Source organism: Pseudomonas sp. 15C (assembly GCF_055484735.1).
On record NZ_JBUDGD010000016.1, the window covers coordinates 1 to 12,465 of the forward strand.

The window sequence follows — 12,465 nt, forward strand, 5'->3', positions numbered from 1 at the left end:
GACGATCTGGCCGCCATACCGATCAAGGCCTTGATGGAGCGCAACCCATCTGTCGACTGGACTGCCGTCGACGAGCGGTGTATTCGCCATTGAGGTAGGCGCGGCCTTCGATCTTCAGGTCGCGGGCGCGTTGTTCCCAGTCGGCACGAGTCAGGGTGGTCATTCGGGTGTCCTCCTCTTATTGAATACGAACGCCACAAGCACTGCGGCGTTCATCAAGAATACTGCCCGGCCAGCCTGCATGTCGGCCCAAGGCACCCGCCACCCTAAACCAGCGACCGGGTTTGTTTCAATATATTTGACATAAGCCGGCCATACGGCCTTGCAGTGTTCAATTTAATAAACATAGACTTTCGCCCATTCCAGTCCACGCGCCGTCATCACCGGAGAAAACAACAATGAACATCGAGAACGTCGTCGACATCAGCCTGACCGGCAGCGAAGCCGAACGCTATCGCCCGGACCCGGCCAAAGTGCTCAAGGGCGATCCTGAACAAGCCGTGTTCCATCAATACGAAAGTCCCTGTGGCCAGATGGGCGCGGGCGTTTGGGAAGGTGCGGTGGGCCAGTGGACGGTGAATTACACCGAGCATGAGTATTGCGAGATTCTGCAGGGCGTTTCGGTGCTGCGAGACAGCGACGGAAATGCCAAGACCTTGCGTGTCGGCGATCGCTTTGTGATTCCAGCGGGGTTTCGCGGGACGTGGGAAGTGCTGGAGGCCTGCCGCAAGATCTATGTGATCTTCGAACAGAAGGCTTGATCCGACACAGTCGGTGACGACACCAACCAGACAGGCGCAATACCTTTGAGGAAGACTTTGCGACGGCGGCGCCAGCGGGCGTGCGCCCGGACTCAAATCGCAAGCAAGGAAGCATCATGTCTGACTACTGCAATATCGACGCCGCAGCGTTTGCTGTCGGCAAAGTCGCCACAGCTGAAACGCTGAGTGCCATCCGTGAAGCGGCCGGCGTGGACAAACATCGCCTGGAGCGCCCCGAAGATCTGTTCAATCTGTTGCCCAAACCCAATCGCGTCAGGGTGCTGGTCAACGAACGCGATGAAATTCTTGAGCTCATCTGCGGCTGATCACTGTACGTCTCAAAGTAAAAGGCCCGGCTCGCTAGAGACCGGCCTTTTGCCGTCCCTCTTCCTGAGCGATATAGATAATTACTGCACGTCATCGTGGATTGTGCCGGATGCTGCAACCGGCCTCGAAAAGAGGCTCGAAGCATCAATCACAAGGAAGCGATACCCAATGATCCAGTTTCTGAAAATCAGTATCCTGGCCGGCGTGCTGATGCTCGCCATTCAAACATCAGCCCAGGCCGACCCGCCACCTCAGCGTTGCGACACACGCTGGACGCAGGAATTTATTGGCCGTTTTCTGACGCTCGCCGTCAAAGAACAGGTTCGCAAGCAGGCGCGCGCCACCACTGCAGTGGTCAACTCGCTTGATCGCCAGCATCAGAACAACCGCTTGCGCATCCAGACCGATCCGGATTTGAAAATCACTCATCTGGCTTGCGGTTGAACCCGCAGACACGGTCCAAACGCCGGACAACAAAAAAGGCCCGTATCGTGAGATACGGGCCTTTTTTGTAAGTCGGGAAAAATCAATTACTTGATTTTGCCTTCCTTGTAGATCACGTGCTTGCGAACAACCGGATCATATTTCTTGATCTCGATTTTGTCCGGGGTAGTACGCTTGTTCTTGTCGGTAGTGTAGAAGTGACCAGTACCGGCGCTCGAGATCAAACGAATCAATTCACGCATGATTAGCTCCCTTAAATCTTGCCATCGCGGCGAAGTTCGGCGAGCACGACAGTGATGCCACGCTTGTCGATGATACGCATGCCTTTGGCAGATACGCGCAGACGCACAAAACGTTTCTCTTCTTCAACCCAGAAGCGGTGATGCTGCAGGTTCGGCAGGAAACGACGACGGGTTTTGTTGTTTGCGTGGGAAATGTTATTCCCAGTCACCGGACCCTTACCGGTAACTTGACATACTCTCGACATGCCTCAGCCCTCTAAAACCACATGCCCAACCCGGCATGGGTTGGCCGCTTAATCTCTCAGTCATTTGGCGCCAGGCGCCGCGTTTCTTTAGAGGTCTTACCGGCTACACCTACAGTGAAGGAACCGGGCCCCTAGAAAAGAGCGCTGCTTTATACCAGAAAGACCGGGGTGCAACAACAATCGGTGTGCAATCAATCGGCAAAAAGGCGTTTTTTTAGCCTGCGGATCCCTTGGATAAAGGCTGACGGCGATTTTTACCACTCGTCGTAGAAAATCCCCTGCAACGACATTTCAAACGTTTTCCTGCGCACCGCCACCTGAACCAGTGTCGTCGCGGTGCCCTGAAAATGCAAAAAGGGGATAGTCATTTGCAATTCAGACCTCTAGGGTAGGACTTTTCCAGACTGCACTTGCAGATGGGCCTTCGATCTGTAAAGGAAACCGACCATGCGCCTCGCTGCCCTACCCCTGTTGTTCGCCCCGCTGTTGCTAAGCCCTCTGGCCCAGGCCGCCGCGCTGAGCGTGTGTACCGAGGCCAGCCCCGAAGGGTTCGATGTGGTGCAGTACAATTCGCTGACCACCACCAACGCCTCGGCCGACGTGCTGATGAATCGTCTGGTCGATTTCGACACCGCCAGCGGCAAGGTCATCCCGAGCCTGGCCGACAGCTGGGAAGTCAGCACTGATGGGCTGACGTATGTATTCAAGCTGCATCCGCAGGTGAAGTTTCACACCACCGACTATTTCAAACCGAGCCGTGAGCTGACCGCCGAAGACGTCAAGTTCAGCTTCGATCGCATGCTCGACCCGGCCAACCCGTGGCACAAGGTCGCGCAGAGCGGCTTCCCCCACGCGCAGTCAATGCAACTGCCAGCGCTGATCAAGAAAATCGATGCACTCGATCCGCTGACCGTACGCTTCACCCTTGATCACCCGGATTCGACCTTTCTCGCCACCCTGAGCATGGGTTTCGCCTCGATTTACTCAGCCGAGTACGCCGACAAGTTGATGAGGGCCGGCGCGACCGACAAGCTCAACAGCCAGCCGATCGGCACCGGCCCGTTCATCTTCAATCGCTTTCAGAAAGACGCGGCGATCCGCTACAAGGCCAACCCCGACTACTTCCGTGGCAAACCTGCGGTCGACCCACTGATCTTCGCCATCACCCCGGACGCTAACGTGCGCCTGCAAAAGCTGCGGCGTAATGAATGCCAGATCGCCCTGTCGCCGAAACCTCTCGACGTACAGGCAGCGCTGAAAGAGCCGACACTGATAGTCGAAAAGACTGACGCGTTCATGACCGCTTTCGTCGGCATCAACAGCCAGCATCCACCGCTGGACAAGCCGGAAGTGCGCCAGGCCATCAACCTGGCCTTCGACAAGGTCAACTACATCAAGGCTGTGTTCGAAGACACCGCCGAAGCGGCCAATGGCCCGTATCCGCCGAATACCTGGAGCTACGCGAAGAGCCTGCCGGGCTACCCGCACGACGTGGCGAAGGCCAAGGCGCTGCTGGCCAAGGCCGGGCTGAAGGACGGTTTCCAGACCACGATCTGGACGCGGCCGTCAGGCAGCCTGCTCAACCCGAACCCAAGTCTGGGCGCGCAGATGTTGCAGTCGGACCTGGCTGAAATCGGCATTCAGGCGGAGATCCGCGTGATCGAATGGGGCGAGCTGATTCGCCGCGCCAAGGCTGGCGAGCACGATCTGCTGTTCATGGGCTGGGCTGGCGACAACGGCGACCCGGACAACTTCCTCACGCCACAGTTTTCCTGCGCAGCGGTCAAATCCGGCACCAATTTCGCCCGCTACTGCAATGCCGATCTGGACAAGCTGATCAGCGCCGGCAAGACCACCAGCGAACAAGGCGTGCGCACCAAACTGTATGAACAGGCGCAGGCACAGATTCAGCAACAGGCATTGTGGCTACCGCTGGCGCACCCGACGGCGTATGCGCTGACACGTAAAGACGTGCAGGGTTACTCCGTCAGCCCGTTCGGCCGTCAGGACTACTCCAAGGTCAACCTCAAATAACCTGCCCTGCACAAAACCTGTAGGAGTGAGCCTGCTCGCGATGGCGGCACTTCGGTCAACCCATGCGGTGACTGGAAGATTGCTATCGCGAGCAGGCTCACTCCTACAGGGAACCGTTGGTCTTGAGAACTACATCCAGCCACACTCCGCCATCGACAGCGGTTCGCCATCGCCGACGATGAAGTGATCCAGTACGCGCACGTCGATCAGCTCCAGGGTCTTTTGCAGCCGCTTGGTCAGCAGCCGATCCGCCTGACTGGGGTCGGTATTGCCGGAGGGATGGTTGTGACACAGGATCACCGCCCCCGCGTTATTGGCCAGTGCGCGCTTCACCACTTCCCGGGGATGCACGCTGGTGTTGTCGATCGAGCCGCGAAACAGCGCCTCGAAATTCAGCACTTGGTGCTTGGAATCGAGAAACAGGCAGCCAAACACTTCGTGCGGTTCGTGCCGTAGCATCGCTTTGAGGTAGTCGCGCACGACTTGCGGGTTTTCCAGTGCCGGTTTCTGCCGTGACCGTTCGGCCAGATGGCGCTTGCTCATTTCCTGTGCGGCTTGCAGTTGCGCATACTTCGCCGGCCCGAGCCCCATTTGTTTACTGAATGCGTCCTGATCGGCCTCAAGCAGTAAACGCAGGCTGCCGAATTGCTTCAGCAGGTGTCGCGCCAGGTCCACAGCGCTGGTTCCGGGTACCCCAGTGCGCAAAAAAATCGCCAGCAACTCGGCGTCCGAGAGGCTCCCTGCCCCGTGCTCCAACAACCTTTCCCGCGGCCGTTCCGCCGCCGGCCAATCGCGAATACTCATACACACTCCCTGTCTGTGGGCGCCGCTGTTCCGTAGCGGTCGCTGTGATATCGTAGCCCATCTTTTTTGCGCGCGATTCAATCCTGGGGAAGGGCGTCGCCACGCAGTCATCAACGAAATGAAAGGCAGACCTATGCAGCGGCTGTATCGGAAACGCATCGTTCTGGGCGTCGGCGGCGGCATTGCGGCCTACAAGAGCGCCGATCTGGTTCGCCGCCTGATCGACCAGGGTGCCGAAGTGCGCGTGGTCATGACCCATGGCGGCGCCGAGTTCATCACCCCGCTGACCATGCAGGCCCTGTCCGGCCACCCGGTGCACCTCGACTTGCTCGACCCGGCCGCCGAAGCCGCGATGGGCCATATCGAACTGGCAAAATGGGCCGATCTGGTACTGATCGCCCCGGCCACCGCCGACCTGATCGCCCGTCTGGCGCAAGGCATCGCCAACGATCTGCTGACCACGCTGGTGCTGGCCACCGACGCCATCGTTGCCGTCGCACCGGCAATGAATCAAGCGATGTGGCGCGATCCGGCCACCCAGGCCAACCTGCAACTGCTCGAAAGCCGTGGCCTGAAGACCTTCGGCCCGGCGTCCGGCAGCCAGGCCTGTGGCGACGTCGGCATGGGCCGCATGATGGAAGCCACCGAGCTGGCGCTGCTCGCCGCCGACTGCTTCCAGCGTCAGGCACTGACCGGCAAGCATGTGGTGATTACCGCCGGCCCGACCCAGGAAAACATCGACCCGGTGCGCTACATCACCAACCACAGCTCCGGGAAAATGGGCTTTGCCCTCGCCGAAGCCGCAGTGGAAGCCGGCGCCCGCGTCACCCTGATCAGCGGCCCGGTGCACCTGCCAACTCCCGATCGCGTCACGCGCATCGACGTGGTCAGCGCCCGCGACATGCTCGCCGCCTGCGAGTCGGCGATTCCGTGCGACGTATTCATTGCTTCGGCAGCGGTTGCGGATTACCGCCCGGAAGTCGTTGCCCCGCAAAAGCTCAAGAAAGACCCTGCGAGCGGTGACGGTTTCGTCCTGCAAATGGTGCGCAACCCGGACATCCTCGCCAGTATCGCGACCCGTCCCGACCGTCCGTTCAGTGTCGGCTTCGCCGCCGAGACCGAACACCTGCTCGACTACGCTGCACGCAAGCTGAAGGACAAGAATCTCGATTTGATCGTCGCCAACGACGTCGCCAACCCGAGCATCGGTTTCAACAGCGAAGAAAACGCCTGCAGCGTCATTGACCGTGAGCTGCACGCCACGGTTTTCGCCCAGACCAGCAAGGGCAAGATCGCCCGCCAACTGGTCACTTTTATCGCCGAACGTCTGAACCAGGTTTAATTCACATGCACGCTTTGCAAGCCAAGATCCTCGACCCACGCATCGGCACCGACTTCCCGCTGCCGCAATACGCCACCCCAGGCTCCGCCGGCCTCGACCTGCGCGCCATGCTGGATCGGGACACCGTGATCAAGCCGGGTGAAACCGTGCTGATCCCCACTGGACTGTCGGTTTACATCGGCGACCCGAACCTCGCCGCGCTGATCCTGCCGCGCTCGGGCATGGGCCATAAACACGGCATCGTACTGGGCAACCTTGTCGGCCTGATCGACTCCGACTACCAGGGCCCGCTGATGGTGTCCTGCTGGAACCGTGGCCAAAGCGATTTCACCATGACCGTCGGCGAACGTCTGGCGCAACTGGTGTTGGTGCCGGTGGTGCAGGCGCACTTCGAAATGGTCGAGGAATTCGTCGAAACCGAACGCGGCACCGGCGGCTTCGGACATACCGGAACGAAGTGATCCGATCGGCTGATCCTGTGGTGAGCCAGCCCGCTGGCGCACCACAAACCGAAATTGTCATCTGCAAGGTTTAGCGCGGTAAATCAAGGCATTGGCCGGCCAAAGCTCTGCTGCGCGGGGTGTCATGGCCCTTTCATAGCACGAACTCTCTGTGGAAAACGCCGTCATACCCTTCAGTTTGAGCCTGCCGTCGAACGATTCGTCGGCCTGTCCCGCCACTTTCCAGATGGAGCATTTGTGCAGATGAGCACTCCAGCCAAGATCGCCCCGACCCTCCCCGAGAGCATTTTCCGCGCCTATGACATTCGCGGCACCGTGCCGGATTTTCTCAACGGTGAAACCGCTTACTGGATTGGCCGCGCCATCGGCTCGCAGAGCCTGGCCCAAGGCGAACCGAACGTGTCGGTCGGTCGTGACGGGCGCTTGTCCGGTCCGGAGCTGGTCGCCGAGCTGATTCGCGGCATCGCCGAGAGCGGTTGCCATGTCAGCGACGTCGGCCTGGTGCCGACACCGGCGCTGTATTACGCGGCCAACGTGCTGGCCGGCAAATCCGGGGTGATGCTCACCGGCAGCCACAACCCGTCCAATTACAACGGCTTCAAGATTGTCATCGCCGGCGATACTCTCGCCAACGAGCAGATCCAAGTGCTGCACCAGCGCATCAAGAACAACGATCTGAGCAGCGGCCAGGGCAGCGTTACCCAGGTTGAAATCCTCGACCGCTACAACACCGAAATCGTCCAGGACATCAAACTGGCCCGTCGCCTGAAAGTCGTGGTCGACTGCGGCAACGGTGCTGCCGGCGTGATCGCCCCGCAACTGATCGAAGCGCTGAACTGCGAAGTCATTCCGTTGTTCTGCGAAGTTGACGGCAACTTCCCCAACCATCACCCGGACCCGGGCAAGCCGGAAAACCTTGTCGACCTGATCGCCAAGGTCAAGGAAACCAACGCCGATATCGGCCTGGCCTTCGACGGCGACGGCGACCGTGTCGGCGTGGTAACCAACACCGGCAGCATCGTTTACCCGGATCGTCTGCTGATGCTGTTCGCCCGTGACGTAGTGGCACGCAACCCGGACGCGGAAATCATCTTCGACGTCAAATGCACTCGTCGCCTGGTGCCGCTGATCAAGGAATACGGTGGTCGGCCGCTAATGTGGAAGACCGGTCACTCGTTGATCAAAAAGAAAATGAAGCAATCCGGCGCACTGCTGGCCGGGGAAATGAGCGGGCACATCTTCTTCAAGGAACGCTGGTTCGGTTTCGACGACGGCATCTACAGCGCTGCACGCCTGCTGGAGATCCTCAGCAAGGAAAAATCCACCGCGGAAGAGCTGTTTGCGACCTTCCCGAACGATATTTCTACGCCGGAAATCAATATCCATGTGACCGAAGAGAGCAAATTCAGCATCATTGATGCACTGCACGATGCTCAGTGGGGTGAAGGCGCTGACCTGACCACCATCGACGGCGTGCGGGTCGATTACGCCAAAGGCTGGGGCCTGGTGCGCGCGTCCAACACCACTCCGGTGCTGGTGCTGCGCTTCGAGGCCGATGACGAGGCTGAATTGCAGCGCATCAAGGATGTGTTCCACGCCCAACTGAAACGCGTTGCACCTGATCTCCAACTACCGTTCTGATCCACCCGGAGCCCTGAATGACCCTCGAACGCGAAGCCGCCGCCAACACTGCCAAGGTCCTGTCCGAAGCACTGCCTTACATCCGACGTTATGTCGGCAAGACCCTGGTGATCAAATACGGCGGCAACGCGATGGAAAGCGAGGAGCTGAAAACCGGCTTCGCCCGCGACATCGTGCTGATGAAGGCCGTGGGCATCAACCCGGTGGTGGTACACGGTGGCGGCCCACAGATCGGTGACCTGCTCAAGCGCCTGTCGATCGAGAGCCATTTTGTCGACGGCATGCGCGTGACCGACGCGGCGACCATGGACGTGGTCGAAATGGTCTTGGGTGGTCAGGTCAACAAGAGCATCGTCAACCTGATCAACCGCCACGGCGGCAGCGCCATCGGCCTGACCGGTAAAGACGCCGGGCTGATTCGCGCGAAGAAGCTCACCGTGTCCCGCCAGACCCCGGAGATGACCCAACCGGAAATCATCGACATCGGTCATGTCGGCGAAGTGGTCGGGATCAACACCGAGCTGCTGAACCTGCTGGTCAAAGGCAACTTCATTCCGGTGATCGCGCCGATCGGCGTAGGTGAGAACGGCGAGTCGTACAACATCAACGCTGACCTGGTGGCCGGCAAGGTTGCCGAAGCGCTGAAAGCCGAGAAACTGATGCTGTTGACCAACATCGCCGGCCTGATGGACAAGTCGGGCACGGTGTTGACCGGTCTGAGCACGCAGCAGGTCGACGATCTGATCGCTGACGGCACCATCTACGGCGGCATGCTGCCGAAGATCCGTTGCGCGCTGGAAGCGGTTCAGGGCGGCGTGGGTAGTTCGCTGATCATCGACGGGCGTGTACCGAATGCGATTCTGCTGGAAATCTTCACCGACACCGGTGTGGGTACGCTGATCAGCAATCGCAAGCGTCCGTAAGCGATCGTGCAAACAAAAAGCCCCCGCTCAGTCTGACTGAGCGGGGGCTTTTTTTGCTGCAAAACCCAAGTGGAAAAACCCATGTGGGAGCGAGCCTGCTCGCGAATACCGACTTCCATTCAACATTGATGTCGACTGGCAGGACGCTTTCGCGAGCAGGCTCGCTCCCACAAAAGCCGGCGCTTAGACGCCGAACTGGGCGCGATACGCTTCCACGGCCGGCAGGTGCTGCTTGAGCTGCGGATCGTCAGCGAGGAATTCCAGCACCTGATTCAGCGAAACAATGCTGATCACCGGAATACCGAAATCACGCTCGACTTCCTGGATCGCCGACAGTTCGCCGTTGCCGCGCTCCTGGCGGTTCAGAGCGATCAGCACACCGGCGGCCTTGGCGCCCTCCTGCGAGGCGATGATCTGCATCACTTCACGGATCGCGGTGCCGGCGGTGATCACGTCATCGATGATCAGCACGTCACCGGTCAGCGGCGCGCCAACCAGGCTGCCGCCTTCGCCGTGAGCCTTGGCTTCCTTGCGGTTGAAGCACCATGGCAGGTCGCGGTCATGGTGTTCGGCCAGCGCAACGGCAGTGGTCGCGGCCAACGGAATGCCTTTGTAGGCCGGGCCGAACAGGACGTCGAAAGGAATGCCGCTTTCGGCAATGGCGGCGGCGTAGAAACGCCCCAGCTGCGCCAGGGCCGAGCCCGAGTTGAACAGGCCGGCGTTGAAGAAGTAGGGACTGGTGCGCCCGGACTTCAGGGTGAACTCACCGAAGCGCAAAACGCCGCGATCGATGGCAAAACGAATGAAATCGCGCTGATACGCTTGCATGAAAAAAACCCCAAATACCACGGATTTAGCTAATTAGCTTGACGCCGTGTATCATACACGCACGCGATTTTTGGGGCCATTTATGCGGATCATCAGTGTGAACGTCAATGGTATTCAGGCGGCAGTCGAGCGCGGTTTGCTCAGTTGGCTGCAAGCACAGAATGCCGACGTCATCTGCCTGCAGGACACCCGTGCCTCCGCCTTTGAACTGGACGACCCAGCCTTCCAACTGGATGGCTACTTCCTTTATGCCTGCGATGCTGAAGTCCCTGCCCAAGGCGGCGTGGCTTTGTATTCGCGGTTGCAACCGAAGGCTGTCATCAGCGGTCTCGGTTTCGAGACGGCCGACCGCTACGGGCGCTACCTGCAAGCAGATTTCGACAAAGTCAGTATTGCCACCTTGCTGCTTCCTTCGGGGATGAACGGCGATGAGGACTTGAACCAGAAGTTCAAGCTCATGGACGACTTCGGCAAATATCTGGACAAACAGCGGCGCAAACGTCGCGAGTACATTTATTGTGGCTCGCTGTACGTGGCGCAGCAGAAGCTCGACATCAAGAACTGGCGCGACAGCCAGCAGTCTCCAGGCTTCCTGGCGCCGGAACGGGCCTGGATGGACGAGATTGTCGGCAACATGGGCTACGTCGATGCGTTGCGCGAAGTCAGCCGCGAAGGCGATCAATACAGCTGGTGGCCGGATAACGAACAGGCCGAGATGCTCAATCTGGGCTGGCGCTTCGATTATCAGATCCTGACACCGGGCCTGCGGCGCTTCGTGCGCAGCGCACGCCTGCCGCGTCAGCCACGGTTCTCGCAGCACGCACCGCTGATCGTCGACTACGACTGGACGCTGACCATCTAAGCGTCGGATCGCCGCCAGAAAAAATGCCCGCATCGTCTGATGCGGGCATTTTTTTCGTCTCGAACAAAGACGCGGCCTAGACAGCAGCGAACAACGGCAAGGCCAGATACAGCTTGATCACGATGACGTTGATGATGTCGATGAAGAACGCTCCGACCATCGGCACCACCAGAAAGGCAATCTGCGACGGCCCATAGCGCTGCGTCACCGCCTGCATGTTGGCGATGGCCGTAGGCGTGGCGCCCAGCCCGAAACCGCAATGCCCCGCTGCCAGCACGGCGGCATCATAGTTGCTGCCAATCACACGGAATGTCACGAAGATTGCGAACAGCGCCATGACCAGCGCCTGCATAGCGAGGATGATAAAGATCGGCAAGGCCAGCGCCGCCAGATCCCACAACTTCAGCGACATCAGAGCAATCGCCAGAAACAGCGACAGACTGACGTTGCCGAGTACCGAAACCTCCCGTTCGAACACCTGATACAAGCCGAGTGCCGCGAGGCCGTTGCGCAACACCACGCCCACGAACAGCACGCAGACAAACGCCGGCAACTCGAAGGCAGAGCCCTGCAGCAAGCCATTCAACAGATTGCCAGCCAGCAAACTGATCGCAATCAACGCCAGCGTTTCGACGAACGAAAACGGCGTGATCGAGCGCTCCTTGTTCGGCTGCTCAAAGCCTTTTGGCAGCCGCGGGGCTTGCTCCTGATTACCGCCCGGCACCTGCACCCGCTTGACCAGCAAGCGCGCAACCGGCCCGCCGATCAGTCCGCCGAGGACCAGACCGAACGTCGCCGAGGCGAGCGCCAGTTCCGAGGCGGAGGCCAGCCCATACTTTTCGCTGAACACCGTTCCCCAGGCAGCACCCGTACCATGCCCGCCCGCCAGGGTGATCGAACCGGTCAGCAGGCCCATCAGGGGATCAAGCCCAAGCAAGGTTGCCAGCCCGATACCCATCGCGTTCTGCACCACCAGCAAGCCGATGACGGCCAGCAGGAATATGCCGACAACGCGGCCGCCCTTTTTCAGGCTGGCGAGGTCCGCACTCAGGCCAATCGTGGCGAAGAAAGCCAGCATCAACGGCGTTTGCAGAGAAGTATCAAAGCGCACTTCTATATCAAACGTGCGCAGTATCAATAACAGCACGGCGACGACCAGACCGCCCGCCACCGGTTCGGGAATATTGTAACTTCGCAGAAAGCCGACACGCGCAACGAGTCCGCGCCCGAGTAATAACACTAGAGAAGCGGCCACGAGCGTGCCGTAAAAATCGAGCTGAATCATGTGGATTATTCTTGGCTGTGTATTCAGGAGGCGAGCGTTTACCTGGGCTCGACTCATGAACCGGCTGATTTTATCAACACTGATTACTGGAAAATTCAAGAGCCTTCGATGGCTTGAACATATCGAGATGTTTCAAAAGAAACATTACACCTAGCAACTTTAACAATCAGTTCGCACCAATAACAAGTACAGAAATAAACACTTGCCCATACAGTTGTGACTAAAAATGTAGCAATTTAATATTCATAAATAAATACTCGACCTTA

13 protein-coding genes and 2 pseudogenes are annotated in these 12,465 nt (G+C 59.0%); 9 read left to right on the forward strand and 6 right to left on the reverse strand.

Going from position 1 to position 12,465, the window contains the following annotated elements; all coding sequences use genetic code 11:
- Nucleotides 1-76: 76 nt before the first annotated feature.
- Nucleotides 77-163: pseudogene (locus ACYYKW_RS10920) on the reverse strand (hypothetical protein); the annotation flags it as partial.
- Between the two features lie 235 nt (nucleotides 164-398).
- Here ACYYKW_RS10920 and ACYYKW_RS10925 point away from each other — a divergent pair.
- The 3 genes from ACYYKW_RS10925 to ACYYKW_RS10935 all read left to right on the forward strand — a co-directional run bounded on the left by ACYYKW_RS10925 (nucleotide 399) and on the right by ACYYKW_RS10935 (nucleotide 1,532).
- Nucleotides 399-761 (forward strand): cupin domain-containing protein, encoded by a 363-nt coding sequence (locus ACYYKW_RS10925; protein WP_090287508.1) that lies wholly within the window; start codon nucleotides 399-401, stop codon nucleotides 759-761.
- Between the two features lie 116 nt (nucleotides 762-877).
- Nucleotides 878-1,087 (forward strand): peptidase inhibitor, encoded by a 210-nt coding sequence (locus ACYYKW_RS10930; protein WP_093096966.1) that lies wholly within the window; start codon nucleotides 878-880, stop codon nucleotides 1,085-1,087.
- A 49-nt stretch (nucleotides 1,088-1,136) separates the two neighbouring features.
- Complete coding sequence (locus tag ACYYKW_RS10935) at nucleotides 1,137-1,532, forward strand: hypothetical protein (protein ID WP_157720813.1); 396 nt, start codon at nucleotides 1,137-1,139, stop codon at nucleotides 1,530-1,532.
- A gap of 86 nt (nucleotides 1,533-1,618) precedes the next feature.
- Here ACYYKW_RS10935 and rpmG read toward each other — a convergent pair whose 3' ends face one another.
- Nucleotides 1,619-1,774, reverse strand: a complete 156-nt coding sequence (gene rpmG, locus ACYYKW_RS10940; RefSeq protein WP_003177274.1) for a 50S ribosomal protein L33 — start codon at nucleotides 1,772-1,774, stop codon at nucleotides 1,619-1,621.
- An 11-nt stretch (nucleotides 1,775-1,785) separates the two neighbouring features.
- The gene (rpmB, locus tag ACYYKW_RS10945; RefSeq protein ID WP_007920377.1) at nucleotides 1,786-2,019 is read right to left on the reverse strand and encodes a 50S ribosomal protein L28; all 234 of its coding nucleotides are present in this window, start codon (nucleotides 2,017-2,019) and stop codon (nucleotides 1,786-1,788) included.
- Nucleotides 2,020-2,466: 447 nt separating this feature from the next.
- Here rpmB and ACYYKW_RS10950 point away from each other — a divergent pair, with 447 nt between their 5' ends.
- Nucleotides 2,467-4,053 carry an ABC transporter substrate-binding protein gene (locus ACYYKW_RS10950; RefSeq protein ID WP_464990117.1) on the forward strand — a complete coding sequence of 529 codons (1,587 nt, stop codon included), beginning with the start codon at nucleotides 2,467-2,469 and terminating at the stop codon, nucleotides 4,051-4,053.
- A 129-nt stretch (nucleotides 4,054-4,182) separates the two neighbouring features.
- On the opposite strand, the gene radC is transcribed toward ACYYKW_RS10950, so the two are convergent.
- Nucleotides 4,183-4,857 carry a RadC family protein gene (gene radC, locus ACYYKW_RS10955; RefSeq protein ID WP_464990118.1) on the reverse strand — a complete coding sequence of 225 codons (675 nt, stop codon included), beginning with the start codon at nucleotides 4,855-4,857 and terminating at the stop codon, nucleotides 4,183-4,185.
- A gap of 133 nt (nucleotides 4,858-4,990) precedes the next feature.
- On the opposite strand from radC, the gene coaBC reads away from it, so the two are divergent.
- The 4 genes and pseudogenes from coaBC to argB all read left to right on the forward strand — a co-directional run bounded on the left by coaBC (nucleotide 4,991) and on the right by argB (nucleotide 9,224).
- A complete protein-coding gene (gene coaBC, locus ACYYKW_RS10960) occupies nucleotides 4,991-6,199 on the forward strand; it encodes a bifunctional phosphopantothenoylcysteine decarboxylase/phosphopantothenate--cysteine ligase CoaBC (RefSeq protein ID WP_090287515.1) in 1,209 nt (402 codons plus the stop codon).
- A 5-nt stretch (nucleotides 6,200-6,204) separates the two neighbouring features.
- Complete coding sequence (gene dut, locus ACYYKW_RS10965) at nucleotides 6,205-6,660, forward strand: dUTP diphosphatase (RefSeq protein WP_093096957.1); 456 nt, start codon at nucleotides 6,205-6,207, stop codon at nucleotides 6,658-6,660.
- 264 nt (nucleotides 6,661-6,924) lie between these two features.
- Nucleotides 6,925-8,301, forward strand: a pseudogene (locus ACYYKW_RS10970) (phosphomannomutase/phosphoglucomutase); the annotation flags it as partial.
- 17 nt (nucleotides 8,302-8,318) lie between these two features.
- Entirely contained in the window at nucleotides 8,319-9,224 is a 906-nt protein-coding gene (argB, locus tag ACYYKW_RS10975) for an acetylglutamate kinase (protein WP_016772548.1), read from the forward strand.
- A gap of 183 nt (nucleotides 9,225-9,407) precedes the next feature.
- Here the strand turns inward: argB and pyrE are convergent, their stop codons facing one another.
- The gene (pyrE, locus tag ACYYKW_RS10980; RefSeq protein ID WP_090287521.1) at nucleotides 9,408-10,052 is read right to left on the reverse strand and encodes an orotate phosphoribosyltransferase; all 645 of its coding nucleotides are present in this window, start codon (nucleotides 10,050-10,052) and stop codon (nucleotides 9,408-9,410) included.
- An 82-nt stretch (nucleotides 10,053-10,134) separates the two neighbouring features.
- On the opposite strand from pyrE, the gene ACYYKW_RS10985 reads away from it, so the two are divergent.
- Complete coding sequence (locus tag ACYYKW_RS10985) at nucleotides 10,135-10,914, forward strand: exodeoxyribonuclease III (RefSeq protein ID WP_007920349.1); 780 nt, start codon at nucleotides 10,135-10,137, stop codon at nucleotides 10,912-10,914.
- A 76-nt stretch (nucleotides 10,915-10,990) separates the two neighbouring features.
- Here the strand turns inward: ACYYKW_RS10985 and gltS are convergent, their stop codons facing one another.
- Nucleotides 10,991-12,199, reverse strand: coding sequence for a sodium/glutamate symporter (gene gltS / locus ACYYKW_RS10990; RefSeq protein ID WP_464990119.1), 1,209 nt, complete (start codon nucleotides 12,197-12,199; stop codon nucleotides 10,991-10,993).
- Nucleotides 12,200-12,465: the final 266 nt, after the last annotated feature.

Excerpts from the sequence above, each read along its gene's own strand:
- ACYYKW_RS10925 (WP_090287508.1), top strand. The coding sequence starts at position 399 with ATGAACATCGAGAACGTCGTCGACATCAGCCTGACCGGCAGCGAAGCC.
- ACYYKW_RS10930 (WP_093096966.1), top strand. The coding sequence starts at position 878 with ATGTCTGACTACTGCAATATCGACGCCGCAGCGTTTGCTGTCGGCAAA.
- rpmG (WP_003177274.1), bottom strand. The coding sequence starts at position 1,774 with ATGCGTGAATTGATTCGTTTGATCTCGAGCGCCGGTACTGGTCACTTC.
- rpmB (WP_007920377.1), bottom strand. The coding sequence starts at position 2,019 with ATGTCGAGAGTATGTCAAGTTACCGGTAAGGGTCCGGTGACTGGGAAT.
- ACYYKW_RS10950 (WP_464990117.1), top strand. The coding sequence starts at position 2,467 with ATGCGCCTCGCTGCCCTACCCCTGTTGTTCGCCCCGCTGTTGCTAAGC.
- radC (WP_464990118.1), bottom strand. The coding sequence starts at position 4,857 with ATGAGTATTCGCGATTGGCCGGCGGCGGAACGGCCGCGGGAAAGGTTG.
- coaBC (WP_090287515.1), top strand. The coding sequence starts at position 4,991 with ATGCAGCGGCTGTATCGGAAACGCATCGTTCTGGGCGTCGGCGGCGGC.
- dut (WP_093096957.1), top strand. The coding sequence starts at position 6,205 with ATGCACGCTTTGCAAGCCAAGATCCTCGACCCACGCATCGGCACCGAC.
- argB (WP_016772548.1), top strand. The coding sequence starts at position 8,319 with ATGACCCTCGAACGCGAAGCCGCCGCCAACACTGCCAAGGTCCTGTCC.
- pyrE (WP_090287521.1), bottom strand. The coding sequence starts at position 10,052 with ATGCAAGCGTATCAGCGCGATTTCATTCGTTTTGCCATCGATCGCGGC.
- ACYYKW_RS10985 (WP_007920349.1), top strand. The coding sequence starts at position 10,135 with ATGCGGATCATCAGTGTGAACGTCAATGGTATTCAGGCGGCAGTCGAG.
- gltS (WP_464990119.1), bottom strand. The coding sequence starts at position 12,199 with ATGATTCAGCTCGATTTTTACGGCACGCTCGTGGCCGCTTCTCTAGTG.